Annotated in this window: 16 protein-coding genes and 1 pseudogene; 8 read left to right on the top strand and 9 right to left on the bottom strand. The window is 54.1% G+C overall.

What is annotated here, in order from left to right; all coding sequences use genetic code 11:
* Positions 1-32 precede the first annotated feature (32 nt).
* Both DFQ01_RS25565 and DFQ01_RS25560 read right to left on the bottom strand, forming a co-directional pair.
* A complete protein-coding gene (locus tag DFQ01_RS25565; RefSeq protein WP_245946885.1) occupies positions 33-2,843 on the bottom strand; it encodes a glycoside hydrolase family 3 protein in 2,811 nt (936 codons plus the stop codon).
* A gap of 247 nt (positions 2,844-3,090) precedes the next feature.
* Entirely contained in the window at positions 3,091-4,293 is a 1,203-nt protein-coding gene (locus DFQ01_RS25560) for a helix-turn-helix domain-containing protein (protein WP_110046784.1), read from the bottom strand.
* 254 nt (positions 4,294-4,547) lie between these two features.
* Between DFQ01_RS25560 and DFQ01_RS31790 the strand changes: the two are divergent.
* A pseudogene (locus DFQ01_RS31790) lies at positions 4,548-5,255 on the top strand (GT-D fold domain-containing glycosyltransferase); the annotation flags it as partial.
* Positions 5,256-5,316: 61 nt separating this feature from the next.
* Here DFQ01_RS31790 and DFQ01_RS25550 read toward each other — a convergent pair.
* Positions 5,317-6,657 carry a nucleotide sugar dehydrogenase gene (locus DFQ01_RS25550; protein WP_245946884.1) on the bottom strand — a complete coding sequence of 447 codons (1,341 nt, stop codon included), beginning with the start codon at positions 6,655-6,657 and terminating at the stop codon, positions 5,317-5,319.
* A gap of 123 nt (positions 6,658-6,780) precedes the next feature.
* Here DFQ01_RS25550 and DFQ01_RS25545 point away from each other — a divergent pair, with 123 nt between their 5' ends.
* Positions 6,781-7,581 carry a glycosyltransferase family 2 protein gene (locus tag DFQ01_RS25545; RefSeq protein ID WP_110046783.1) on the top strand — a complete coding sequence of 267 codons (801 nt, stop codon included), beginning with the start codon at positions 6,781-6,783 and terminating at the stop codon, positions 7,579-7,581.
* A 19-nt stretch (positions 7,582-7,600) separates the two neighbouring features.
* Here DFQ01_RS25545 and DFQ01_RS25540 read toward each other — a convergent pair whose 3' ends face one another.
* On the bottom strand, positions 7,601-8,575 hold the full coding sequence (locus DFQ01_RS25540; RefSeq protein ID WP_425452442.1) for a glycoside hydrolase family 43 protein: 975 nt from the start codon (positions 8,573-8,575) through the stop codon (positions 7,601-7,603).
* A 324-nt stretch (positions 8,576-8,899) separates the two neighbouring features.
* On the opposite strand from DFQ01_RS25540, the gene DFQ01_RS25535 reads away from it, so the two are divergent.
* Positions 8,900-11,107, top strand: coding sequence for an ATP-dependent helicase (locus tag DFQ01_RS25535; RefSeq protein WP_110046782.1), 2,208 nt, complete (start codon positions 8,900-8,902; stop codon positions 11,105-11,107).
* Between the two features lie 345 nt (positions 11,108-11,452).
* Here the strand turns inward: DFQ01_RS25535 and DFQ01_RS25530 are convergent, their stop codons facing one another.
* The 5 genes from DFQ01_RS25530 to gcvH form a co-directional block, all read right to left on the bottom strand.
* Positions 11,453-12,922 (bottom strand): metallophosphoesterase, encoded by a 1,470-nt coding sequence (locus tag DFQ01_RS25530; RefSeq protein ID WP_174812509.1) that lies wholly within the window; start codon positions 12,920-12,922, stop codon positions 11,453-11,455.
* Between the two features lie 73 nt (positions 12,923-12,995).
* Complete coding sequence (locus tag DFQ01_RS25525) at positions 12,996-14,855, bottom strand: ABC transporter ATP-binding protein (protein ID WP_174812508.1); 1,860 nt, start codon at positions 14,853-14,855, stop codon at positions 12,996-12,998.
* Positions 14,797-16,623, bottom strand: a complete 1,827-nt coding sequence (locus DFQ01_RS25520; RefSeq protein ID WP_425452441.1) for an ABC transporter ATP-binding protein — start codon at positions 16,621-16,623, stop codon at positions 14,797-14,799. Before DFQ01_RS25520 ends, DFQ01_RS25525 begins: the two co-directional genes overlap by 59 nt.
* 200 nt (positions 16,624-16,823) lie before the next feature.
* Positions 16,824-18,905: a putative bifunctional diguanylate cyclase/phosphodiesterase gene (locus DFQ01_RS25515; protein WP_110046779.1), complete on the bottom strand. Its 2,082-nt coding sequence runs from the start codon at positions 18,903-18,905 to the stop codon at positions 16,824-16,826.
* 110 nt (positions 18,906-19,015) lie between these two features.
* On the bottom strand, positions 19,016-19,411 hold the full coding sequence (gene gcvH, locus DFQ01_RS25510; protein WP_110046778.1) for a glycine cleavage system protein GcvH: 396 nt from the start codon (positions 19,409-19,411) through the stop codon (positions 19,016-19,018).
* Between the two features lie 134 nt (positions 19,412-19,545).
* Here gcvH and gcvT point away from each other — a divergent pair, with 134 nt between their 5' ends.
* The 5 genes from gcvT to DFQ01_RS25485 all read left to right on the top strand — a co-directional run bounded on the left by gcvT (position 19,546) and on the right by DFQ01_RS25485 (position 26,365).
* Positions 19,546-20,685, top strand: a complete 1,140-nt coding sequence (gene gcvT / locus DFQ01_RS25505) for a glycine cleavage system aminomethyltransferase GcvT (protein ID WP_110046777.1) — start codon at positions 19,546-19,548, stop codon at positions 20,683-20,685.
* 5 nt (positions 20,686-20,690) lie between these two features.
* On the top strand, positions 20,691-22,058 hold the full coding sequence (gene gcvPA, locus DFQ01_RS25500; protein ID WP_110046776.1) for an aminomethyl-transferring glycine dehydrogenase subunit GcvPA: 1,368 nt from the start codon (positions 20,691-20,693) through the stop codon (positions 22,056-22,058).
* Positions 22,055-23,536, top strand: coding sequence for an aminomethyl-transferring glycine dehydrogenase subunit GcvPB (gene gcvPB, locus DFQ01_RS25495; RefSeq protein ID WP_110046775.1), 1,482 nt, complete (start codon positions 22,055-22,057; stop codon positions 23,534-23,536). The genes gcvPA and gcvPB overlap by 4 nt, the downstream gene beginning before the upstream one ends.
* 240 nt (positions 23,537-23,776) lie before the next feature.
* Positions 23,777-25,678, top strand: coding sequence for an LTA synthase family protein (locus tag DFQ01_RS25490; RefSeq protein WP_110046774.1), 1,902 nt, complete (start codon positions 23,777-23,779; stop codon positions 25,676-25,678).
* Between the two features lie 18 nt (positions 25,679-25,696).
* Complete coding sequence (locus DFQ01_RS25485; protein WP_110046773.1) at positions 25,697-26,365, top strand: phosphatase PAP2 family protein; 669 nt, start codon at positions 25,697-25,699, stop codon at positions 26,363-26,365.
* Positions 26,366-26,846: the final 481 nt, after the last annotated feature.

The following is a 26,846-nucleotide window of genomic DNA, read 5'->3' as shown; positions in this document are numbered from 1 at the left end:
TACACGGTTAGCAAGGCTCTCCCTACTCCCAATTACGCCAGTTTCAGCCAGCTGATGCGAACGTCGCCCGTAAGGGTTACGAACACATCTTGTCGACCCGCTGCACCTTGCAGTGCGGAATCGAACGTACACCATGCTTGCTCGCCACCGGTTGCAGCAAGATCGATCGCTCCTGCCAGCGTTCCTTGCGCGGAGCCGAGGCGAACCTCGAGACGGCCGCCTTTCGCTGCCGCAGCCGCGCGAACTTCAATCGCTGCTGCGCCTGCGCCAAGTTCAACGTCCTTGAACGCGATCCAGCCTGCATCGCCGCTCAGTTCAACCGCCGCGAAGCCTTCCTTGCTCTCGCCGAGGAATGTACCTTCGTAGTCGTCGAAGTTCTCTGCCTTCGTCTGAACGCCAAGATTGCGAGCTGGAATCGTCTCTCCGTTGATCTTCACAACGGTAGAGGTGCGAATATCGTCTGACGTGCTGCCTACGAGCAGCGTATACTCGCCGGACTCAACGGCGTACTTCTCACGCGTAACGTCCCAAATTGCCAGCTCGATCGCTGGAACCGTAAACGTAACCGTCTGCGCTTCGCACGGCTGCAGCGCGATACGACTGAAGCCGTACAGCTTCTTCACCGGACGCTTCACGCGGGACTGCTCAGCGCGAACGTACAATTGAACAACCTCTTCGCCTGCAACGCTGCTCGTATTCTCTACGCGAACCGATACCGTTACTTCGCCATCGCCGCTAATCTCAGCTGCAGCGACTTGCGGCGTTCCGTATGCAAACGCCGAGTACGACAGACCATGCCCGAACGGATAAAGCGGCTTGTCTTCGAAGTACAGGTACGTACGTTTACCTTTAATAATGTCGTAGTCCATAATGTCTGTCAGCTGATCAGCGGAACGGTACCATGTCATGTTCAGGCGGCCCGCCGGATTGTAGTCGCCGAACAAGACGTCAGCCAATGCTGTGCCATGCTCTTGGCCGGAGTGCGACGAGTAAATAACAGCTGGAATATTGTCGTTGATCCAGTTGATCTCGAATGGATAACCGCCTGTTACTACAACCACCGTATTCGGGTTCGCTTCATACACCGCTTGTACAAGACGAAGCTGCGCTTCTGCCAGTTCAAGGCCCGGACGGTCGATTTCTTCTTTGCCGTTAACGAGCGGGTTGTTGCCCACGAACACGATAGCCGTTTCCGCTTGCTTCGCAGCTTCGACCGCTTCTTTCAGGCCGTCGCGTACAACTTCCTTCTCGAACAGCTCGGATGCTTCGAACGTCTTCGAATCGTTCACGGCAAGGCCTGCTTCTGCCGAAGTAACCGTACGGTCGTTCCAAGTCGTCATAGCATGTGCACCGTCGCCTTGCGGCACGAGGTGGAACACTTCTTTGACGAACCAGCCATATACTTCCTCAGCCGATGCCGTTACCTTCTCCTCGTCCGTCGTTACGTACTTGCCGTTGCTCTCCGCTTGCAGCGTCAGGCTGCCCCAGCCCCAATCGCCAACGTTGAACGTCTCAGCGCCAGCTGCATCAGCCGTTGCTGCAAGCTGCTTGCTCTCGCCTTCGCTGATCGCCAGGTACTGGCCATTCGCCTTCGAACGAAGCTTAATGCGATCGTTACCGTCCGCGAAGGAAACCGATTTGCCAGCCAGTTTGCCTTGGATTGCTTCAAACGGCGTTACTTTATAAGGAAGCGTACCGGAATACCAGTCACGATAAACGATATCGCCGAGTGGACCGATAACCGCTACTTTGTTCAGCTTGCTTGCGTCCAGCGGCAGCGCACCGTTGTTCTTCAGCAGAACGACGTTCTTCTGAGCAGCCTTAAGTGACAGTGCTTTATGCTCTGGCTTCATGAGGGACGCATCGTCAATTGCTGCGTATGGTACAAGCTCCTGTGGATCGAATTCGCCAAGACGCATGCGGACGCGGAACGTGTTCGTCAGTGCTTTGTCCAGATCGGACTCCGCCAGCAGACCTTGCTCAAGCGCTTCACGAATCGCCTCCGTAACGACCTTGAATTCATCCGTAATGCTGTCGATGCCTGCTTTAATCGTATCGGCAACTGCGAGCGGCATCGAATCATAATAGTTGTGATCGTTTACGATACCGATCATGTCAGCCGCATCACTTACGATGAAGCCGTCCATCCACTGGCCCTTAACAACGCTGTTAACCGTCTCATGCAGAAGCGCAGGCGTACCGTTAATGGAGTTGTAAGCTGTCATCATCGATTGTGCGCCGCCTTTAACGAACGCAGGCTCGAATGCTTTGAAATAATATTCGCGCATGTTGCGCGGATCAATGCTCGCGGAGCAGCTGCCGCGATTGATTTCGTTGTTATTGCCAAGGAAATGCTTCAGCGAAGCTACAGCTTTCAGGTATTTCGGATGGTCGCCTTGAATACCCTGTGTCAGCGCTGTCGTCAGTTCACCGGTCAGATGCGGATCTTCGCCGTATGCTTCTTCCGTACGTCCCCAGCGTGGGTCGCGCTCCATATCAACCGTCGGCGCCCACAGCGTCAGACCGTTAATCTCTGGATTGCGTTTGTAGAAAACACGCGCCTCCGTGCCGATGACATCGCCGACTTCCTTCATCAAATCCTGGTCCCATGTTAGGCCCAGTCCGATCGGCTGCGGGAAGCTGGTTGCTTCGCCAAGCCATGCGATACCGTGTGCGCCTTCCGTGCCGTGCTTGTAAGGTGCGATGCCGAGGCGTTCGATCGCCGTCATGTACTGCGGCATCGAATCCACCTTCTCGTCAAGCGTCAAACGGGAAACCAAGTCCGCTACGCGCTCCTCGAGCGGCAGCTCCGGATTGCGGAACGGATATTCATACTTCGTCATTGTCGTAACTCCTTCATATAGAAACATGTTGTTCAAATTGTAAGGTATTGGAAATGTTAGTTTAACCTTTAAACGAATGAACGATGCCCTCATTATACTAAGCGAAAGGGCATAAAACAATTCCTAAAACGATTTCGATAGCGCTTACATTTCAGTTGTTATGTAAAATATTAACAGCGTAGGCAGAATCTCGCCTACGCCGTCTTCCGTTCCATTCATGACTTCCTTATCCTCTTCATTCTTCGCCTTACGATTGCGAATGCGTTCCACTTAACATCGCATTAATCATACTGCTAAGCAGCTGCTGGTCAACAAACGGCGCAAGACTAGCTAGCGCATTCGGCGACAGCTTGCCCGTCTCTGCTGCCCCGAGTACGAGAATAGACAACTGCTCTCTTCCGAGGAATGGCGCCAGACTAACCAAGGTGTTCGACGACAACTGACCAGCCTCTATCGCTTGGCGCGCGAGCACATCCAGCCGCTCTCTTCCAATGAACGGCGCAAGACCCGTAAGCACATGCTCACTAATCCCGCCATGCAATCCACGCTCAGCCAGTCTGCCAAGTGACTCCTGGCTCATGAATAGAGCCAAGCCAAGCACAACCTCCTGACGGATCGAACCTTCTGCTGCCAGCTCTGCAAACCGATCGACTGCACTTCGCTCTAAGAACGGTGCGAGACCAACAAGCAGCGAGCCTTCAATCTGTCCATCAATCGCCCGCTCCGCTAAGCTGCCCAGCGTTTGCCGATCTAGGAACGGCGCAAGCGAGACGGCCATGTGAAGGTCGAACGTCCCTTCCTCCGCAGCCTGTACAAGTCGAGTCAGCTGCTGCTTGCTTAAGAATGGTGCTAGGCTCACAATACGCTGTGGTGAAATGTTCCCTTGCACGGCTCCATCCACAAGCCTGCTCAGCGATTGCTCGTGAAGGAACGGTGCAAGACCTTCAATGGCTTCCCAGCCCCAAGACTTCTCCTTTACGGTTGAAACGATCTGGTCAAGCGACTCTTTGGACACAAAAGGCGCCAGCTGAAACACAAACTGCGGGGTGAATACCTCTGGCGCCAGCTGTCCTGTCAATCGATTCAGCGTACTTGCCTTCAGCATCGGCGCAATTTCGATTAAATCTTCTGTTGCAGCAACGTTGCCATTAATAAGAGAAGCCGCCTCATTCGTTTGACCTTGCGAAAGGCCTTTAAGTAGTTTGCTGACATAGACGCTGCCCGCCTGCGTCCGGTCCCTGCTGCTGTTCATCAGCAGCTCATCTAATGAGATGTCGAGCAACTCCGATAATCGTGGCAGTATCGCAACATCCGGCAGCGATTCGCCCCGCTCCCACTTCGACACCGCCTGATGGCTTACATTGAGCTGCTCCGCCAGGTTGGACTGCGTCATGTCCCGTTCTTTGCGCAATTCCGAGATGCGTGCTCCAATTTTTCTTGAGTCGATCATTCCGAATCCCCTCCATATGGTATGGAACAGTGCGCACTGTCTGAATCGAGCATAGCATACGATTCTTCCAATTAGCTATCTACTGTCAGTTGAATCGGCTCAGCCCTTGCTGCTGCTGCATTCCCGGCACAACAAAAGCCGAATTCTACTGGCAGTAGAATCCGGCCCCATGCAGATAGGCATCTATTGTGACGGTACAGCTGCCATCTCTCCTCGAAGCGCCAAGCAACATATACTGGTGTAACTTATCCAATATGAAGTATGCGAAAGCGGGGATGTGGTTGGCAGTCTATCTGGGATTGAATGATGTCCTTCGAACCATCGATCAAGCGTTGACGGACCGCAAGCCGTTGTCGCTTGTTCGAATCGGTGATGGTGAGAATATTGTGCTTGCGCAGCAATCCGTATGGACTATGCGCAGAGTACTGCAAGAGCCCTGGGCAATCAAAGCGAGCAAAGGCCTGAAGGGTGTAACACTGCCCAACATCAAGCTGCGCAACGAACTTGTCAGATCGATCCGTTCTGCCTCCATTGTCGGTCTGCTCCCGCCAGGCGACAAGCAGATCAAGGCTCCGAATTATCTCAAGCGGCCTCTAACCAACCGAGTTTTCCGCTATTTCAAGCTGAACCCAGGCGTACAATGCCATTCGTGCGTCAATCGGGAAATGCCGGGCAGTGAATTATTTTGGCGTGCTTTGCGCCGCCGACGCATTCTCATCATCACTCGTTATCCCGGTCGACTCAAGTCTACACTGGAGAAAAAGCCTCAGAAACTTCAGGTTACACATACGATTTCGTTCTCTCGCTACAGCCAAATCAGTAAGACGTTGAAGACGGTCAGATCGATAAGGAACGCCTTCGATATTGCGCTGATCTCCTGCGGCGTCAATGCCGTCATTCTCGCACCGCAGATTGCCAGCCTAACAGGCAAGGTTGCCATCGATTTCGGCAAAGCCTCGGATCGGATTAATTCCGTTCAGAATAGGCACACAGCTGCACAACAAGCTGTTCACGGACTAAACGCTATTGCACGCCAGCCCGCGTCCCATCACCGAACCGCTCCAGCTTACCTGCCCCCTGCATCCCCCGTGTCGCATTACGCGCATCGTATAGGGCAGCAGCCTTCGCGACGATCCGCTCAATCGGCAGGCCGCCGTGATCGGTATGGATGACAACGCAACCGGCGCCAGACAATACCTCATCGGTCAGCTCCACCGAATGCATCACCGATGCGCCAATACGAACGGATGGCACATACGGATCGTAGTATTTCACCTCTGCTCCGGCTTGCTGCAGAAGCTTGATGAGCGGCAGTGCGCTTGATTCGCGCATGTCGGCAATATTTTTCTTATACGCAATGCCGATCAATAGAATGGATGAGCCGCTCAACGTCCGATCAGGACCGAGCAGCCGAATGATCCGGTTCACCATATATTGCGGCATCGTCTCATTCGTGTCGTGCGATAGTTCGATGAATCGGCTCTCCGCACCCGAGCGCCGCGCTGTCCACTGCAGGTACAGCGGATCGACAGGTATGCAATGTCCTCCGATACCAGGACCGGGTTGGAACGGCATAAAGCCGTACGGCTTCGTACTAGCTGCCTCAATCACTTCCCATATGTTCAGACGCAGCTCATCGCACAGCTTCGCGAACTCATTGATGAACGAAATGTTGATCAGCCGGAAGCTGTTCTCGAGCAGCTTGGCTGCCTCGGCAATATCGGTTGAGGATACGGGTACAACATGTCGGAAAATACACCCGTACAGTTCGGTAACACGTTCAAGACAGCGGGGCGTAATCCCGCTGACGAGCTTGGGCACATCCTCCACTGGATAGCTGTGATTGCCTGGGTCAATTCGTTCCGGCGAATAGGCGAGGTGAAAATCAGCGCCCGCCTTGAGCCCGCTCTGCTCAAGGAGCGGCTGTACCAGCTCACGGGTCGTGCCTGGATATGTCGTACTCTCGACTACGACAAGCTGATTCGGCTGAAGATAGGCACGCAAACACATGCATGCATTGGTGATAAAGCTAACGTCCGGCGTATGCTCTTCTGTCAGCGGCGTTGGCACGCAGATGATAATGCCACTCGCTTCCGTCAGTTGTCCGTAATCGGAAGTCGGCACCAATCGTCCAGAGCCGACGGCTGCCTCCAGTTCGTCGTCGTCGATGTCCTGAATATAGCTCTTACCATCCTTCAACAGCTGAAGCTTACGTTCATCTACCTCAATCCCAATGACTTGCAGCCCTTTACGAACACATGCCATGGCCAGCGGCAACCCGACATATCCAAGTCCGATGACACCGACCTTATTGGCTTCGCGTGACGACCTGTCGAATGCTGATGTCGTGTACTTATCATTCACAGCTCCGCCCTCCCTCCGGGTAATTACTGTTCTTGTATAAGGTACGGACAAGAACAGAGGTTGCGCACGACCGATGACCGAGAACAAACGACCATTTGCTTCGCACACAGAAGGAGGTATCACATGAACCGTTCTGCTTTGTTTGGCGGAAAGTTCAGCAGTAGTGTCAGCAGAGGTGTTACGATCGTCACATCGACGATTCGGCCGAAATATATGAAGCTGCTGCTAGAGAATTACGCCCGGCAGCAGTGGGCGCACAAAGAGCTTATTATTGTCCTGAATCGTGAGAGGATGAGTATGTCTCGTTACGAGGAAGCCGCGCAAAAGTACGACAACGTGCGCATCCTTCGGCTGCCATCCAAGCATCCGCTCGGCGACTGCTTGAATCTGGCGGCATCGCATGCACAATATCCATACATTGCGAAATTCGACGATGACGACTATTACGGTCCCGGCTACATCGCCGACTCGATGAATACCTTTGCGCAGACCGGTGCGGATATCGTAGGAAAGCGCTCCTTCTTCTTTTATTTTCCCCACCGTCAATTACTGATGCTGCGCATGCGGAAAGATCCCACGCAGGGCGACATCAAACGGGTGGCAGGCGCAACGCTTATGTTTCGGGCAAGCGTGCTCGAGCATGTTAAGTTCGGGAAGAAGAAGCAAGGCTCCGACGTACAGTTTTTACGGGATTGCCTGCAGCACGGACTGATGCTGCGCAGTGCGTCGCCGTATCATTTTGCTGCATTTCGAAGAGCTGACCAGAATACGCATACTTGGAAGGTACAGGAGAAGGAGCTGCTCGCTGATAAGAAGGCGCAGTTGATCTACACCGATGATTTCAAGCAGCATGTCGATCATCTCAACGTTTCACCAAACGAACTGCCCCCCGGCAAAGCAAAAAGCCGCACAGTCATCAGATGACTGCGCGGCTTTCTGCTTGTTAAGCCTTCGCTTCTTGCTTAGCGTCTGGAACTGGAACACCGAAGACTGGCATGCCGTCTTCATCCCAGCTCAGCACTTGTGCACGTGCGTGGCGGTTTGGATCGTACAGCGGATCGCCAACGATTTCTTTGTAGTTACGAGCATGGTACACGAGAATATCGTGCTTGCCGTCTTCCGAAACCGTGAAGCTGTTATGTCCAGGGCCGTATTGGCTGTTTGCTTCGTTCGTTTGGAACACGGGCTCAGGAAGCTTGTTCCAAGAAGCAGGATCCATCAGATCTGCATTCTCGTCTGCCCATAGCAGACCCATGCAGTAGTTGTAGTCCGTTGCGCTGCCGGAGAAGCTGATGAAGATTTTGCCGTTGCGCTTCAGCACAGCTGCACCTTCGTTTACGAGGAAGCCGATTTTCTCCCACTCGTACTCTGGCGTCGTAATCATCACTTGCTTAGCGCCAAGCGTCCACGGATTCGCGAGTGGTGCGATGTACAGGTTCGAGTTGCCTTTAATCGAAGGATCTTTCTGCGCCCATACGAGGTACTGCGTACCGTTGTGGTTGAACGACGTTGCGTCCAGCGCGAACGATTCCCATTCCGTAATGATTTGGCCTTTCTCTACCCACTCGCCTTCCAACGGATTAGCGGAAGCGTTCTCCAGTACGAACATACGGTGGTCGAACAGACCGTCTTGCGTTTCCGTCGTACGTGCCGCTGCGAAGTAGATGTACCATTTGCCATCGATGAAATGGATTTCTGGCGCCCAAATGTTAGCGCTCATCGGGCCTGTCTCATATTTACGCCAAGCTACAGACACTTCGCCTTGCGCAAGACCTTGAATCGTCTGGGAGCGACGAACTTCGATGCGGTCGTATTCAGGCACAGATGCTGTAAAATAGTAATAGCCGTCCGTATGTTTATACACCCATGGATCGGCTCGTTGAAGCAATACCGGATTCTGATATTCTGGAATGAACAAGCGGATCACCCTTTTGTGTTTATATAATAGCTATTAACATTTATATTACTATATTAACACCCTAATTACAATTACATGTGCAATTTTTCGGCCTATAGTTGGATGCGCTTACTCTCAAGTGTATTAAGGCTCAGGACGGTTTGATAGAAACTGGATTACGTTTGGTTATATCTAACATCGTTTATATAGATGCTCATCACTAGAGAAAATCATTCGCTCCGAAACAGTTCCGATCCTTACCAGATCAGCTATTCGGGCTGCGCATGTTATACTTATGGGTAACGAAATTATTTCGATACGAATTAATGAAGGGATTGTCTCCTTATGCAATCATATCGTCTTACCATTCCCGGGGCACCCCGCCCTGTCGAGTCAGCTTCTATTGTTGACGAGGTCAGTCGGAACACGGTTTCTACTACAGAGGATGATTCCGCCGACCGCAGCCGCCAAGCAGCCAGCCTTGCGCAGCGTGATGCATTGTTCTTTCAAGAGCTTGAGCAGCAGCAAATCCAACTGAATGACGACCAAGTGCAGGCCGTCCGTCATGGCGACGGTCCACTGCTCACGATTGCAGGCGCTGGCTCTGGCAAAACGACGACGCTGGCCTGCCGCGCGGCCTATCTGATGCAGGTGCGCCGCGTCTCGCCACGGCATCTGCTGCTAGTTACCTTCTCTCGCAAAGCGGCGGATGAAATGAAGCAGCGCTTAGCGGAAATTCCCGGCGTCCCGCTCCGGGCAGCCCAGAGCGTGGAGGCGCGGACGTTCCACTCCTTCTGTCTGCAGCTGCTGCGGCGCAACGGCGTAAGGTCGAATGTGCTCGGAGATGACGGCCAGCAGCGGATGACCATCAAACGATTGCTGCGCGAATCCGGCACGTCATTCGACTTTGAGCCTGAATCACTGTTAGCGCTGCTATCTTCCTACAAGTGCCGGCTGCTCACAGCCAGCGACTTGCCGGAAGCATCGCCGGCGGAGCGTGAGATTAAGCGAGTCCTGCTTCGCTATGAGCAGTGGAAGCAGGCTGGCGGCATGATCGACTTCGACGATCTGCTGCTGCTTACGTATAACAAGCTGAGCTCGGAGCCTGAGCTATTGGCAGCGCTGCAGGATCGTTTTCACTATATTATGGTCGACGAATTTCAAGATACGAATACGGTCCAATATGAAATTGTTCGTCTAATCGCAGGCGAGCGGCGTAATCTGATGGTCGTTGGCGATGATGACCAGACGATTTACTCCTTCAACGGTGCGAGCAGCGAGGCCATTCTGTCGTTCGACAAGGTGTACCCCGATGCAAAAGTTGTCGCATTGCGGATCAATTACCGTTCGAGCGCGGAGATCGTTGGCCTTGGCAATGCGATCATTCGCGGCAACAAGCATCGCCGGCCGAAGACGTTGACCGTGCCAGCTGGTCGTCAAAGGCTGGCGGATGGCAGCGATGATACGGTTGAAGCCGCTATTGGCGTAGAAGGCAAGCCGCTGTTCGCACGTCCTGCTACTGCCGAGGAGGAAGCGGCGCTCATTACAACCTCGATCCGCAAACTGATCGAGCACGGCGGCTATTCGTACGGCGATATCGCGGTACTGTATCGGTCGGCAGGCAGCGGTCGTGCGACGATCGAGCATTTGCTGCAGGCGGGCATTCCAATTGAAGAGCATGGCGACTTGCTCTCCTTCTACGAATCGCCGCTTATCCGTCCTGTGATGGCGCATTTGAAGCTGGCCCTTCAGCATCGGGACAAGCAGGCGATCGAGATGATGCTTCCTACGCTGTATGTGAACCGGGAGTCGGCGATGAGGTGGATTCGCGATAAGGATGCGCAGCAGGCGAAGAAATGGCCGCTCATCCACTTAACCTCCCTTCCGGGTTTGCAGCAATTCCAGAAGGATGCTGTCATCGAGCGGCTTCGATTAATTAAAGCAGCGGCAACCCAGAAGCCAGCGGCAGCCATTCGACGTATTCGCGATGCGTTCTTCGATAAGTTCGCGGAGACGAACCGAGGCGGGACGCCGCATAAGGAGCTGATGAAGGAGCTGCTGGACGAGCTCGAATCATCGGCGGGACGGTTCGAGACCGTCGAATCGTTTGTTGCTTTTGCAGAGGATATGGTGAAGCGTCAGGCGGAGGCTAAAGGGGATGTAAAGCCGGACAGCAGCGAAGGCTCGAATGGTGAGGGCCGCGTCCAAGTGATGACCATTCACCGCTCGAAGGGGCTGGAGTTCCCTGCTGTATTCGTCATTGGCGCCTCCGAAGGCATCATGCCGCATCGCAGCGCGATTCAGCCGCAGCAGCCAAAGCAGACGTCCTCGCAGGAAGAGACGGAGCGGGAAAAAGAAGAGGCGCTCGAAGAGGAGCGCCGTCTCATGTATGTTGCCGTTACGCGTGCGCGTGAACGGCTGTATGTTAGCTCGCCTGCCTTCTATCACGGGCAGAAGGCAGAGCTGTCTCGGTTTCTTGCCGAAGCGGGCGGTGTTCGTCAGACGTTATCTGCCGCAGGATCTTCACGGAGTACGCGGCGCACAATGCGATAAGCTCGAGCCCGTTTCTGCTAGGCAGGCTGGACCTGCTAACGGTTGCAATGGATCTTATCCAGCTCGAAAGGTGCAAGTTTGCTTGATAACGGTTGTCATTGCGCTTATTGGACGAACTGTCGCTTGAAACAGGCGATTTCCACATCCATAAGCTCTCCTGCATCCGTTATTGGATCGACAGTCGTATTTTTCGTAAAATAACCGCTATGGCAACCGTTGCGCACATAGGCAGACCATTGTCCTATTGGCAAGACATGCTCTTCTGCAAATTACAACTTGTAGAGCAATGACTGCGAACCGGAAGTGCGAAAATAGCCAACAGCGAAACAGCAAGACCAAAGGCGGCTACACGCCGTCCTTGAACCAGCTGCGAATTTTCAGACGAAGCGATGCTTGCAGCGGGGTGAGCGCCGAGGTGCGGAATCCCGCCGCGAGCGGCTTGTCGCTCCGATTGCCGAATGCATCCACGGCATAGACAGAAGCTGTGTATGCGGTATTCGGCGTCAATCCGTTCAGCTCGACCGTCAGCTCAGCAGGCATCGGATGCTTGTAAAACTCGGAGAATGCGTGCAGTTTCAGCACATTACGCTGCCCGCCCTCCCTCTTTACTTCAATATCGTAAGCGTGGACGAACAAGTTGTCCTTCGCCTGATCGAAGCGAAGCAGGGCTCGCGCAGCATGAACGGAGCTCGGTTCTACCGTTGCCTGCGCAGACGGCTCGAACGAAGGGTTGATCCGATCACGATCATCCGTGTAGCGGAAGGCTGTTTTGGAAGCGGGATAGTCAATGACCCAATCTTCCCCCGTCCAATCGTTGCGATGGAAGTCACGACGCTTCACGATAACGCGATCATCCTTCACCATCACGAGATATCCTTGCGAAATATCATCTGACGGGTGGTTGCCCTGCACCATGCCCGGCTCCAGCTCGGGGTAGCGGATCGAGGATGTGCCAAGCGACGTGAAGTCGCGCTGATGGATCGTCCTCGGACTCTCCAGCATGTAGTGCGAATGGCCGGAGAACGTAATGACCTGCGGGTACTTCGATAGGATGGCGTACAGCTTCTTATGATTTTGCGTATGCCCCCATCGGTCACTGCCATATACCGTATCGCTAATATGCTGATGGAACAGCACGAAGATCGGTTTATCCGCACTCGCGTGCTCCGCCAGCTTCTCCTTCAACCACTTCAATTGTTCATCCGACAGCTTGCCGCCGGTCGACTTATTCTCGCTCCCCAATACGATAAAATGATAGCCGTTAATCCACCGATCGTAATAAATGCCCGGCATCTCCGTCTTCTCAAGAAACAGACGCTGCCCTTTCATTGCGCCTGACGAGCCGTAATAGTCGTGGTTGCCGATCGTCAGCAAGCTCCGTGCTGCGGGCTGCTTATATCGATTATAGATCGCCATAAACGTATCGTACTGCTCCGCTTTTCCATGGTCCGTCAAATCCCCTACGCTCGCGATCGCATCATAATGCGGTGCCAGACGATTCAACTGCTCAAGCGCACTAGCGAATTTGGTCTCGGCCTTATCGCCGGAGCCGATATGAATATCACTCATCACTGGAAAAACAAGATTGTAGCCGTCACTTCGCTTCACCGTCGCGTATCGATCCCGCTGCGCTTCAGGATGTACGGCTGTATCCGCTGGAGCACCTAACACATTCAGGCCTGCAGCCGTAGGAGCTGCCGCGGAAGCCCCCGCCGCAACCGGGGCTCCTAATCCGAAGAGTAAGCTTTGCATAGCCAGCAGCCCCGCTGTCATTCGCGTAAGCCGTTCCTTCCCTCGCTGCAGTCGATTTCTCACGTTACCTGCACCCCAATCTCGAAAGGCATATTCGTAAGCGTTAGTATGGATCGATGTTACCGCAAAAATCCATTTAAACGCTAAGTCTGCCTTCTGCATGCGACAGCGTGCCGCCGCGGCGCGAGTGCGCATAAAGCTCCGCGTAATAGCCGCGGTCTTCCAGCAATGTCGCATGCGTTCCCTGCTCCTCAATGAGGCCGTTGCGCATCACAATAATGCGATCCGCATGCTGAATCGTCGATAAGCGATGGGCAATGACAAGCGTCGTCCGCCCCTCCGACACGACATGCAGCGCCTGCTGAATAAGCCGCTCCGTATGCGAATCGAGATTCGCCGTCGCCTCATCGAGAATGAGAATGCGCGGCTGATGCACGACGATGCGGGCAAAAGAGAGCAGCTGCCGTTCTCCCGCCGACAGGCCGCTTCCCCGCTCCGACAGTCGTGTATCGTACCCGTCCTTCAGCCGCATAATCATCGCATGCGCACCAACGAGCCGGCACGCTTCAATTGCCTGCTCTCGCGTAATCTCTTCGCGGAACAGCCGCACATTGTCGATGATCGAGCCTGAGTACAAGAACGGCTCCTGCTGAACAAGCCCGACAATCCGATGCAGATCGTCCTGCGGCATGCGCTTCACATCGATGCCGTCAATCATGATATTCCCCGCACGCACATCATAGAAGCGGGCAAGCAAATTGACGAGCGAGCTTTTGCCCGCTCCCGTCGTGCCAACGATACCGATGAACTCCCCTGGCTGAATGTGCAGGTCGAGCTCACGCAGCACATCGCGCCCTTCGATATAAGCGAACGATACGCCATTGAAATCAATCGCGCCGCGAACAGCTGCCGGTGCAGGCCGAACCGCTTCATCAGCAGACGGCTCCTTCACTTCTGGCTCCTGGCTGAAAATGCGCCATAGACGCTCGACGGATACGAAGGTCGATTGCAGCGTATTCCACTGCTGGGTCATTTGGTTGATCGGTTGGAAAAACTGACGAATGTAGTTGATGAATGCATACAGCACACCGAAAGCAATGGCATTATCAAGTACGGCGAGCCCGCCGAGCCAGACGACGAGAGCAACTGCGATGTTGCCAAGCGTATCATAGGTCCGGTTGAACATAACGGAGGTACGAATTTCACGTAAGCTCTCACGAAGATAATTGCTATTCTTCTCTGCGAACCGCCGCCGCTGCTCCTGCTCCTGCCGGAACGCTTGCGTGAGGCTCATGCCGGATAGATTTTCCGCAACGAATGCAATGACTCGCGACAGCTGTGAACGCGCCCGCTGATACGACTGCCGAAGCGCCCGTCGGAATGCGATCGCGATGCCGATAATGACCGGAAACAGCAGCAGACAAAATGCCGCCAGCCGTGCATCAAGCGAGAACATGAAGGCGACGACGAGAATGAGCATCAGGCCATCGCGTACGAGACTAATTAATACTTGCGTGAAAAACTGACTGATCGTCTCCGTATCGCTTGACTCGTTCGTGACGAGACTGCCGATTGGATGCCGATCGAAGAACGACATCGACTGGTTCGTAATATGCCGGAACAGATCTTCGCGCAGCCGTGCGACGATGCTTTGTCCGATGCGCTGCACGAGTACCGACTGCAAGTAACCGAAGGCGAAGCTGACGACCGCCATCAGCAGATATACGGCACCAAGAATGATCAGCTTGCGCATTTCATGTTCGCCGGTGAGCAGCTCGTCGTCGATGGCGATTTTGACAAGATACGGCTGGAGCAGATCGGCCGATATGGCCAGCAGCGCGGAACCGAATACGGCTGCAAACATCCAGCGATGCGGCTTCGCATAGCTGAGCAGCGCACGGAATGCCGCCGTTCGATTCGCCGGACGATTACCGCTGTTATCGCCGCTGGACGGCTTGGCGATTATTGGCGTCTGCGTCGGCTTGGGATCGCTCATATGCTGCACCTCCTTCGACGCTGTCTGCTGTATCCGTTCCGTCTTCTTGAATGGCACGGAGTGAAGCATAGTGTCCGCCGAGCTGCACGAGCTCCTCGTGGGTGCCTCGTTCGATAATCCGGCCGTTCTCCAAGACGAGAATCAAGTCCGCGTGCTTCACTGCACTAATGCGATGCGCGATAATGACCGTCGTCCGGCCTTTACGCTCTCGCTGCAGCTGTTCAATGATTTGCGATTCTGTCACAGCATCAACCGCGCTCACACTATCGTCTAGAATAAGTATGGGCGCATTCTTATACAGACCACGTGCCAGGCTCGTTCGCTGGCGCTGACCGCCTGACAACGTCAAGCCTCGTTCGCCCAGCCTCGTATCGTAGCCGTCGGAGAATGTTTCGATGCTTCCGCTAATTGCCGCCGATTGCGCTGCGGCATGGACACGCTCTTTAGCCCCGCTGCGATCGGAGAAGGCGATGTTGTCGCCAATCGTCTCACTGAACAGGAAGCCGTCCTGCGGCACGTAGGCGATACCGCTTCGCAAGCTTGCTAATGTTGCCTCTCGAATGTCGACTCCGCCTATGCGGATTGTGTCTTCAGGCGGCTCATAGACACGGAGCAGCAGTTTTGCCAACGTTGTTTTTCCGCTGCCCGTCCGCCCGACAATGCCAAGCGTTTGTCCCGTCTGCAGTGTGAAAGCGAGATCCTCCAGCGCCGGCCGACGCGCCTCCGGGTACGTGAAGGTCAATTGATCGACCATTAGATCAGCACGCGCCGTTGTCAATTCAATCGCTCCTTCTGCATCCCGTACCTCTGGCTTCTCTGAGAGCAGCGCATTAAGCCGATCCAGCGAAGCACGCGCCTGCTGCAGGCGGTTGATGACGTTACCGAACTGTTGAAGAGGTGTCATAATGACCCTCAGATAAAGCGTAAGCGCGACGAAGCCCCCAAGCGAGAACTTGCCATGCCCTGCAAAATAACCGCCGTACGTAATCGCTACGACGAGCGACAATGCACCCGCTAGCGGAATCGCGGACTGGAACATCGACGATGAACGCACAAGCGACAGCTGACGCTCTTGAATCCGGCTGACGGATTCGCCGAATCGGCGTCGTGCCACCTCTTCAACTACGAACGTCTTCGTCACTCGCACGCCGCCGAATTGCTCCTCGGCTGATGCCGTCATATTGGCGATTGACTCCTGCACCTCGTGTGAGCGTCGGCGAATGATAGGGCCGAAGTAAACGACGAGCACGGGAATTGCCAAGAGCGGTGCAATACACGCGAGCAAAAGCGGGTACGGGATGTCGGTCGACGCCATCATAATAACCGAGGTAATGAACAGGAAGGTCGCGTTTGTCAGCTGATTGATGCCGCCGCAGATCGTCTCGCGGATGCTCGTGACATCGCTGAGCACGTAGCTGAGCCATTTGCCAACGCCATGCTTAGCGAAGTACGCTTCACTCAGCTTAGTGAACTGCGCGAACAGCCGCTCCCGAATTTCGGCCTCGAATCGACGACCGAGCCGATGGTTGAGCAGCTGACCCACGCCGAACATGACGCCGTATGCGACTCCGATCACGAGCAGCTGTAAGCTGCAGCTGATGACAAGACTTTTCGTCAGCCCGCCCTGCTTCATCGTGTCGGTGAAACCGCCCAGCACATTCGGATAGAACGCATAGATCATATTGCCTGCCGCCATTACTGCAACCGCTACCATGTACATCCACTTGTTTCGCCTGAAATAAGCAGCCAGAAGTGCCGTTCCTTTCACATGCGTTCCCCCATTCTGTTGCACCAAAGGTGAAATTGAATTGAGATGAAGCCCCATTCCGATATATCGTTAATTCACACAACCTCCATTATAAGGACGACACCTAAAAAATCCCACCCCGCTCCGCGTCGAAAAAGCGTTCCCTCGTACGCTCCGTCGGCATATAAGCCGATTTTGCCGTACAATGAAACGCTTCTCTCTTAATTACTCGATTTGCCGCCTATATCAGAATCAATTCCCGCACCGGCCGCGGTTTCCAGCTTAGCTTCGGAGCCGTACTCTTTCAAGTATGCGATGACCTGCGGAGCGCCCATCGGCTTGCCGAAATAGTAGCCTTGAATAATCGAGCAGCCCGCCTCCGTCAACAGGGTGACCTGTTCTTCCTCTTCGACGCCTTCTGCGACGACCTCAAGATTCAGCTGCTGTGCTAGCGTCACGATTGTTCTAATAATGGCACGCCTTGCCGGGATATGACTCTGACTGATGAACAGCCTGTCGATCTTAACCGTATCGATCGGAATAAGATCCAGTGAGCCGAGCGAAGAATAGCCTGCTCCAAAGTCGTCCATCGACGCCTTCACCCCAATCTCACGCAGCTGGTTCAACTGGCGGATGACCTCGTTCATGTCGTGGATGACAATCGACTCTGTAATCTCGAGCTCCAGACGATCAGAAGGCAGCTTCGACTCCTGCAAACACTCCTTGACCATCTCGAACAAAATCTGACTGTCGAACAGCCTTACCGACGTGTTGACCGAAACCGTATATGTACCAAGCCCACTCTGCTCCCAGCGCATGCAGTCGCGGCAAGCCTGACGCAGAACGAAGCGGGACAACCCGACAATAATACCGGTCTCCTCCGCAATTGGAATAAACTCGGACGGCGCCACAATGCCGAGCTCCGGATGGTCCCAACGAACCAACGCCTCGAAGCCAACCGGACGACCGATCCTTGTATCCCATTTGGGCTGATAGTGAACGATAAACTGACCGCCATATTCGATTGCCTTGCGCAAATCGTTCTCCAGCTGCATCCGGCGAATCAGACGCTCCTGCAGTTCAGGATTGAACAGCTCATAACGGTTCTTGCCCGCAGCCTTCGCCTCGTACATTGCCGCATCCGATGAACGCATGAGCGACGAGCGGTCGCTGCCGTGCTCCGGATATAGGGCAATGCCAATACTGCATGAGACGAACAATTCATTGCTTTCGATATAAAATGGCTGATGGATGCGCGATAAAATCCGCTGCGCCAAATTCTCTGCCTGTGCTTGGTTGGCTCCTTCTGCGATCAGCAGAAACTCGTCGCCGCCAATGCGGAACACCATCAACTGCTTATTTGCCAAGGCTTCAAAACGTCTGCTTGCATCCAACACAAGCAGGTCGCCTACGTCATGGCCGAGTGTATCGTTGATCGACTTAAACTGATCGATATCAACGAACAGAATAGCGCCCCGGCTCGACCTCGACAAGAATGTTTCAAACCGACGGCTGAGCTCATACCGGTTCGGCAAACCTGTCAGTTGATCCTTATAGGCCATCCGCTCCAGGAAGGCACGGTCAATAAACATCGCTCCCCATGACACGAGCAGCAGCGTTGCAATCGACAGCGTCACGACACCAAGCAGGAAAATATTATTATCCGTCGTCGCATCGATCGCCGAAGGTACACTGCACCAGAACGAGACCGATGCCATCCCCGTATAATGCATGCCGCACACAGCAAGTCCCATAAGTATCGCTGCAGCCAATTTGGATACGAACAGACCTTCAAAGCCGCTGCGGAATCGACTCATCATGAACAGCGCCGCATAAGACACGATGATCGCAACAAGAATAGACAATATCCAATAGAACGGATCATAGTTCATCGTAACGCCAGGAATGCTGACGGCCGCCATGCCGATATAGTGCATGGCGGCTATGCCCGCACCCATAATTAAACCGCCGATCGCGATCCGTCCCAACCCGATCTGCTCTCGCTGGGTGATATAGAACGCGATAAACGAAGAGAGGATGCTGACCACCATCGACAGCGCTGTTGACTCCACATCGAAAGTTAAAGGCATTTGCAAATGATAAGCCAACATGCCTACAAAATGCGTCGACCATATGCCGCTGCCCATGACGATCGCTCCAGATGTAATCCAGCCCCATCTAGACCGTCCTCGTGACCGCCATACCCGTCCGATCATATTAAGCGCCGAGAATGAAGACAAAGTGGCGATGAGGAACGAAAGTAGCACAATTCCAATGTTGTAGGTCCCATGCAACATAACCATAAGATGTCCTCCGATGCCGAATCATACATGTTAACCCTATCATTGATTATACACCGACTCTAGTCGGTAGACATCTACTATTATCCTGTAATGGACACTTATTCCCCCCTTTATTCGGTCGAAAGCCTCTTCTCATACTGTTCTGCCGTTAGCAGCCGTTGAAGTGCTTCCGGCACATCTCCTGCTGCAGCAATTTCGACGAGCCAGCCTTCCTCGTAAGGCTGTTCATTGACGAGCTCTGGCGCGGCTTGAAGCTGCTCGTTCACTCGAACGATGACGCCGTCCAGTGGACTGAACAGATCCGATACGGTCTTTACCGATTCGATCGTCCCCATAGGCTGTAAGGCCGTTGCTGTCGTACCGACAGTCGGGAGATCGACATAAACAATGTCGCCAAGCAGACACTGCGCATAGTCGGTAATGCCGACCCGTACGACACCATCCTTCACCAACACTGCCCATTCATGCTCCTCTGTATAGCAAAGCCCTTGCCGAATGTCGCTCATGTTAGACCGCCTCCCCGCGTATGCATATAGAACAGCTATCCCGCTGCAGCTGCTATTCCCCCTATATCTATGTCGAGGCAGCGAGAGATAGCCCTTCAAGGGTTCCCCCTAACCTTACATGATGAGGTGATTCGATGACGATGCGCAGAAGAACACCCCTCTATCCGCTCTATACTGAGCAGCCAAGCGTGCGCTGCATCGATTTCGCGGGCTGGGAGCTGCCCGTACAGTTCGCCGGCATTGTGAAGGAGCATGAAGCCGTCCGGCAAGCCGCTGGCTTGTTCGATGTATCGCATATGGGCAGGCTGATCGTAACCGGCCTATTCGCAGAAGCGTGTCTCCAGAGACTGACTACGAATGATGTCTCACAATTAAAGGACGGTCGTGCGCAATATTCGCTGCTGTGCAGCCCTTCAGGCGGCATTTTAGATGATCTGCTCGTCTATCGGCTGTCAGCCGATCAGTATATGCTCGTAGTGAATGCTGCCAATACGGCTGCCGATCTAGATTGGCTGCGCGAGCATCTGATCGGCGATGTGACGCTGGAGGATCGCACGGACACGACGGCTCTCATTGCCCTTCAAGGCCCCAACGCTGAGGATATTCTGGTTGAGGCAGCTGGCACAACTGGAACCTACGCCAGAGCGATCGCCGCTCTCGCCCCGTTTCAATTCAGATCTGGCGTGCCGATCGCCGATGCCTCTGTACTCGTCTCCCGAACCGGCTATACAGGAGAGGACGGCTTCGAGCTCTATACAACCGCCGAAGATGCTGCTGCGGTGTGGCGTACATTGCTGCAAGTCGGGGCAAAGGCAGGCTTGCAGCCGGCGGGACTTGGCGCGCGGGACACGCTGCGGCTGGAGGCGCGGCTGCCCCTGCATGGCCATGAGCTGTCCCCTTCTATCACACCGTTGGAGGCGGGGCTGCGCTCGTTCGTTAAGCTCGATAAAGGCAGCTTCATCGGCCGCAAGGCTTTGCTGACCCAGCTAACAGACGGCGGACCGTTCCGCAGACTCGTCGGCATCGAACTGCAAGAGCGCGGCATTCCGCGCAGCGGCTGTGAAGTCCTAACGAACAGCGGCGTGCGGGCTGGCTATGTCACGTCCGGCACCCATTCCCCCACCTTGAAGCGCAATATCGGTCTCGCGCTGCTCAGCGCCGAGTATGCAGAGATCGGTACATCGCTGATCGTTAATGTTCGCGGCACCGAGCATAAGGCCGTTGTTGTGCCCGCGCCGTTCTACCGCCGCTCTCCGTTCTCGCCAAGGAGGTAACGGCTATGACTTCTTATCGTCACCGCTACCTGCCCATGACGGATCAAGACGAAGCCGATATGCTGCAAGCTATTGGCCTCTCCTCTATCGACGACTTATTCCGGGATATTCCGGATTCCGTCCGTTACAAGGAGACACTCCCGGTCTCTGCGCCGCTTGATGAGTTTGCGTTGTGGACCCATCTGCGAGAGCTATCGGAGCGCAACACGGATACGTCGAGATGCATTAGCTTTCTTGGAGCGGGACTCTATGACCATCACATCCCAGCCGTGATCGGCCACCTGATATCGCGCTCTGAATTTTATACCGCTTATACGCCCTACCAGCCAGAAATCAGCCAAGGCGAGCTGCAGGCCATATTCGAGTTCCAATCGTATATATGTGAGCTCACGGCAATGCCCGTAGCCAATGCGAGTATGTATGACGGACCTACAGCACTTGCTGAAGCGGGGCTGCTCGCTGCTGGTGCCACCCGACGCAAGCGGCTTGTTGTTTCAAGAGGCGTCCATCCCGAAGCGCGGCAGCTACTAGCGACCTCGGCCCGAGGACTTGGCCTCGAGATCGCCGAGGTCGATTACATCCCTGCAGATGGCACAACCGATCCGGAGCTGCTGGAGCAAGCGGTGAACGATCAGACTGCTGCGGTTATCGTGCAATCGCCGAATTTCTTCGGCTGCATCGAGCGTATTGCAGACATCGCAGCTCTGGCGCATGCACAAGGCGCATTGCTCGCGGTCAGCGTTAACCCGCTGTCACTTGGTCTATTGGAGCCGCCCGGACGCCTTGGTGCCGACATCGTCGTCGGTGATGCACAGCCGCTTGGCATTCCGCAGTCGTTCGGCGGGCCGACCTGCGGCTTCTTCGCCGTCGCTGAGCCGCTTATGCGCCGAATGCCTGGCCGGATTGTCGGCCAGACCGTCGACCGCAATGGCAAACGAGGCTTCGTGCTTACGCTGCAAGCGCGCGAGCAGCATATCCGGCGGGAGAAGGCGACGTCCAACATATGCTCGAATCAAGCGCTGCTCGCCTTATGTGCAGCCGTGTATTTGTCCGTTATGGGCAGAGCAGGCATCCAAGAAGCCGCCCTTCTGAATACGCGCAAGGCGCATTATGCCGCCGCAGCCGCTGCGGCTATCCCGGGCTATTCGATGCCGATGGCCGCCCCTTTCTTCAATGAATTCATCCTCCGTCTTCCCGACAAGCTTTCCTGCGCGGCGCTGAGCGAACGACTATTAAATGACGGCATTCTCGCCGGCTATGACCTTGGGCAGTCATACCCCGAGCTGACGGGTCATATGCTGCTTGCTGTGACCGAGAAGCGAACGCGCGCGGACATCGACCGACTGCTGGCACGATTGGAGGAATACGCATGAACACCAACCACAATGAAGCGGATAACGGCGGACAGCCTTTCATTTTCGATAAAAGCAAGCCAGGACGCACCGCCTACTCCCTGCCCGAATGCGATGTGCCGGCGCTGCCTGCCGAGCAGCTCCTTCCTATCGATCTGCTTCGGACAACACCGGCTGCCCTGCCCGAAGTGTATGAGGTCGATGTAGTGAGGCATTATACGGCGCTGTCGCGGCGCAACTTCGGTGTCGACAACGGCTTCTATCCGCTTGGCTCCTGTACGATGAAATACAATCCGAAGCTGAACGAGGACGCCGCCAAGCTGCCTGGCTTCGCGGGCATCCACCCCTATCAGCCAGCTTCTACGGTTCAAGGCGCTCTTGAACTGCTTTATACGCTGCAAAATGATCTCGCCGCCATCACGGGCATGGACAGCGTGACGCTGCAGCCCGCAGCGGGTGCACACGGCGAATGGACCGGACTCATGATCATTCGCGCCTATCACGAAAGCCGCGGCGAGCAGCGGACGAAGGTGCTCGTCCCTGACTCCTCGCACGGCACGAACCCAGCGAGCGCATCCGCGGCTGGCTATACGACCGTTACGATCAAATCCGATGCGCGCGGGCTTGTCGATCTGGATGCACTCCGCGCCGCAGCTGGCCCTGATACAGCTGCGCTTATGCTGACGAATCCGAACACGCTAGGCTTGTTCGAGTCCCATATTGAAGAGATTGCAGACATCGTCCATCAAGCAGGCGGACTGCTCTATTACGACGGTGCGAACGCGAATGCGATTATGGGGATCGCTCGTCCCGGCGATATGGGCTTCGACGTTGTCCATCTGAATTTGCACAAAACGATGAGCACCCCTCACGGCGGCGGTGGTCCTGGTGCTGGACCGGTTGGCGTGAAGCGGCTGCTGGAGCCTTTTCTGCCAAAACCGCTAATCGTCCGTCATTCTGACGGTACCTATGGCTATGACGATAATCGCCCGCACTCGATCGGCCGAATTAAGCCGTTCCACGGCAATTTCGGCATCCTCGTGCGGGCGTACGCCTATATTCGATCCTATGGCCCTGTTGGCCTTCGCCGCGTTTCGGAGTGCGCGGTGCTCAACGCGAACTATCTACTAAGCCGTCTAAGCGCTGCCTATGACGTGCCTTATCCAGGGCTGTGCAAGCATGAGTTCGTCCTGTCTGGCGCAAGACAGAAGGCGCTTGGCATCCGCACGCTCGACATCGCGAAGCGGCTGCTCGACTTCGGCATTCATCCGCCAACGATCTATTTTCCGCTCATTGTCGAAGAGAGCATTATGATTGAACCAACCGAAACCGAAAGCAAAGAAACGCTCGATCAGTTCATCGACATTATGCTCCAGATTGCTTGGGAAGCGGAACATTCGCCCGAGACGATTCTGCAGGCGCCCTCTACGACAGTCGTCAGTCGATTGGATGAGGCACTCGCTGCCCGGCGGCCGGTGCTTCACTGTGACTGTAATTAAGCTGCTCGGTCGCAGGGTCGAGGTCAAAACCTAGACCATGATCGCATTGAACCGATATCTAATCAGACGTATAATCAACCTATTCCAAAATGGAAATTACAGGTCGTTTCGCTAGTACATTCTTCGACCAGCGATGCGCTGTCAGATGCGACAAATAATTCGAGTTGTAAATGGCCGTTCAAATCGCTAAACTTATTACTTGATTGTTAACGTAGACGTAAGATCGGAGAGGGTCAGAAAGTGAATCGCACTTGGAAAACGTGGCTGTGGAGTCCGTTCGTAGTTTTTACCGTAATTATGACCTTGAAGTTCTATATGTCCTGGAATGTCATCTATGACATCGGATTCAGCTGGAAGCCGCTGTTGACCGAGTTGCCGATCATTTGGGCTATCTTCGCCGTCATTGAACTGCTGGCAACTAAGCGTAAGCTTGGTATCTATTTATTCGTGAACTTATTGCTGACCGCTGTTTATTTCGCCGTCATTATGTATTACAAATATTTCGGCATTATCGTCACGTATCATGCGCTCGCACAGGTCGGGCAAGTTGGCGAAGTGAAGGGCAGCGTATTCCAGCTCATGCACGCATCGTTCCTGTTGATCTTCATTGACATCGTGCTCATCGGACTTGCGCTGACCTTCTATCGCCGCTTCCGCGGCTGGGCCAAGCTGTCCGCTGTTCGAGTGCCGCGTATAGCTTCGGCGGTCTTGTTGGTTGCTGCTATAGCCTGCTCCGTCGTTACGATTTGGAAGCACGACAGCGTGCTGAACGAGGTTCGTCAGACCGAAGAGATGGGCATTATCAACTACGAGCTGTACAAAGTCGTACGTACAAGCGACGCCGAGCGTACGATCCCAGTCGCTGAAGTAACCCGTTCGGCTATTGATGAGCTGAAAGGTTTGACACCTTCTACCGAAACTCCTGCTCACTGGGCGGAAGCTAAGGGCCGCAATGTTATCGTTATTCAGCTTGAAGCATTCCAGAACTTCTTAATTGATCTGAATGTAGAGGGCCAAGAGGTTACGCCTGTACTGAACCAGTTGAAGTCAGAGGGCGTATATTTCAATCATATGTTCCAAATGGTTGGACAAGGAAATACGTCCGATGCCGAGTTCATTACGAACACTTCGTTCTATGTGCCGCCTGTTGGCGCAGCGACAGATGAATACATTAACTATTCGCTTCCTTCTTTGCCGAAACGGTTCAATGCAGCTGGTTATTTGACCGCTACGTTCCATACGAACGATGTGAAGTTCTGGCATCGGAATGAAATGTATCCGGCTCTCGGCTTCGACTATTACTACGACAAGTCGTGGTATGGCGAGGACGATACGATTGCGTTTGGCTCGTCCGATAAAATTTTGTATGACAAGGCCATTGATGAGATTGCGAATATTAACAAGTCCGGGAAGTCCGTGTACGCGAACATTATCTCGATGTCGTCGCACCATCCATTCAACTTCCTGCCGGAGTCGATGCCGAAGCTGAAGCTGCCGGAGAAGTATGAAGGTTCTTTCGCGGGCAATTACATTCAATCCGAGCATTATGCGGATGAAGCACTTGGCGTTCTCATTAATAAAATGAAAGAGACGGGTATTTGGGACAACAGCGTACTCGTCATTTATGGCGACCATATGGGATTGCCGGTCTACTCGCTCGACGACACGGACCGCGAGCTGCTGGAGACGGTGCTTGGCAAGCCTTACAGCTATTCAAGCATGCTGAACATCCCGCTGCTCGTTGTTGCACCTGGTCTGCTTCAGTCTGAGGTTCGTACGCAGACGGCTGGACAGATCGACATTATGCCGACCATTGCAAACTTGGCTGGATTGTCGCTGAAGGATGACATTTATTTTGGCCAAGACTTGTTGAATCATACGAGCAACCTGCTGCCTGAGCGATACTACCTGCCTTCCGGCTCGCTTATTGGTAATAAGAGCATTTTCGTTCCAGGTGAGAAATACGACGATGGTGTCGTCTATCCGCTGCCAGCTGACTCGAATGCGCCTGCGTACCCGTCGGCTGACGAATTCAATCGTGCGCTTCGCCTGCTCAAGATGTCTAACAGCTATATCAAGTCACTCCCGCCAGTGGATGGACATACGGAACCAGGTGCAATGCGTACATCACAACAGAATTAAAGGAGATGGATCGTCATTATGCCTTCTATCAGAAAGTGGCTCGATCGCGATCGGCTAACGTTTCTCGCTCCATTGCTGCTGATGCTGGTGTTTCCTGTGCTCGGCTACTTGTATAAAGCGTTCAACCAACCGACGGATCAGGTGTACAGCTTGGTTACGCCTTTCGATCAATCGACGCCTTTCCTGAAAGGTTTCGCTATTCCGTATTCAATTTGGATCGTGTATATCTATATTTGCCTTATTTATTTCTTCTTCAAGGATCGACCATCGTTCTACCGCGGCATCGTTCTGTATACGCTGTGCGCATTGTCCTGCTATATGATCTATTCGGTGTTTCAGACGACGGTGCCGCGTCCAGTTGTGGTCGGCGACGATGTGCTCTCGCATCTCATGCGGTATATCTACAAGCGGGATCAACCGTTCAACTGCTTCCCGAGCATACACTGCTTCTCGAGCTATCTGATGATTCGCTTGCTCAGTGTGAGCCCGATTCGGAATAAGGTGAACCGCGCGCTGATCTACGGCATGTCGTCGACGATCATTGCTTCGACGCTGTTCGTGAAGCAGCACGTGCTGTGGGATGTTATCGGTGCGGTTACGCTTGTTGAAGTGATGTACCTCCTCGTCGTGGTGGTGCTGCCGCGGACTGTCGGAGCGCGCACTCGTGAGCGCGGACTGGATGCTTAATAGATAAAAGCTTGCCGTTGTGGAAACTCCGCAGGTGAATGTTCTTCCGATCGCTGTTGTGTCCAGATTGTTCTGATTAGAGTAGATCAGAATAGGTAACAATCCGGACACAAAGCGAACGCTGACGCTTCTACAGAACAATTCACCTGCTGCGTTTCAGCGGCTATCGCATTAAACATATGAAAGCCTGCAGCGGGAATCCGCGGCAGGCTTTTTGTGTAGGTTGGGCTCGCGGATCGGGAATGGATCCCGCGTCGCTTTAAGGAGGTTAGTTGGTTCGAGCGGGTGCAATAGTGCTTGTGCGTGGATATTGCTTGATGAGGAGGCAAGCTGCTACTGCTACTGCTACTGCTACTGCTACTGCTACTACCTCACCCCATCGGCGCTAAACATTCCTGTAGAGTCTAAGAATTGAGCTTGGACAAAAAAAGGAGCGCCTCGTATGATGGGGGTTGAACGGATCAATGTCCTAATACCCATC

Source organism: Paenibacillus cellulosilyticus (assembly GCF_003182255.1).
GTDB lineage: Bacteria > Bacillota > Bacilli > Paenibacillales > Paenibacillaceae > Paenibacillus_T > Paenibacillus_T cellulosilyticus.
The sequence above is the reverse complement of the archived record's forward strand: the minus strand, read 5'-3'. Positions and strand labels throughout refer to the sequence as shown.

Excerpts from the sequence above, each read along its gene's own strand:
- DFQ01_RS25565 (WP_245946885.1), bottom strand. The coding sequence starts at position 2,843 with ATGACGAAGTATGAATATCCGTTCCGCAATCCGGAGCTGCCGCTCGAG.
- DFQ01_RS25560 (WP_110046784.1), bottom strand. The coding sequence starts at position 4,293 with ATGATCGACTCAAGAAAAATTGGAGCACGCATCTCGGAATTGCGCAAA.
- DFQ01_RS25545 (WP_110046783.1), top strand. The coding sequence starts at position 6,781 with ATGAACCGTTCTGCTTTGTTTGGCGGAAAGTTCAGCAGTAGTGTCAGC.
- DFQ01_RS25535 (WP_110046782.1), top strand. The coding sequence starts at position 8,900 with ATGCAATCATATCGTCTTACCATTCCCGGGGCACCCCGCCCTGTCGAG.
- DFQ01_RS25525 (WP_174812508.1), bottom strand. The coding sequence starts at position 14,855 with ATGAGCGATCCCAAGCCGACGCAGACGCCAATAATCGCCAAGCCGTCC.
- DFQ01_RS25515 (WP_110046779.1), bottom strand. The coding sequence starts at position 18,905 with ATGGTTATGTTGCATGGGACCTACAACATTGGAATTGTGCTACTTTCG.
- gcvH (WP_110046778.1), bottom strand. The coding sequence starts at position 19,411 with ATGAGCGACATTCGGCAAGGGCTTTGCTATACAGAGGAGCATGAATGG.
- gcvT (WP_110046777.1), top strand. The coding sequence starts at position 19,546 with ATGACGATGCGCAGAAGAACACCCCTCTATCCGCTCTATACTGAGCAG.
- gcvPA (WP_110046776.1), top strand. The coding sequence starts at position 20,691 with ATGACTTCTTATCGTCACCGCTACCTGCCCATGACGGATCAAGACGAA.
- gcvPB (WP_110046775.1), top strand. The coding sequence starts at position 22,055 with ATGAACACCAACCACAATGAAGCGGATAACGGCGGACAGCCTTTCATT.
- DFQ01_RS25485 (WP_110046773.1), top strand. The coding sequence starts at position 25,697 with ATGCCTTCTATCAGAAAGTGGCTCGATCGCGATCGGCTAACGTTTCTC.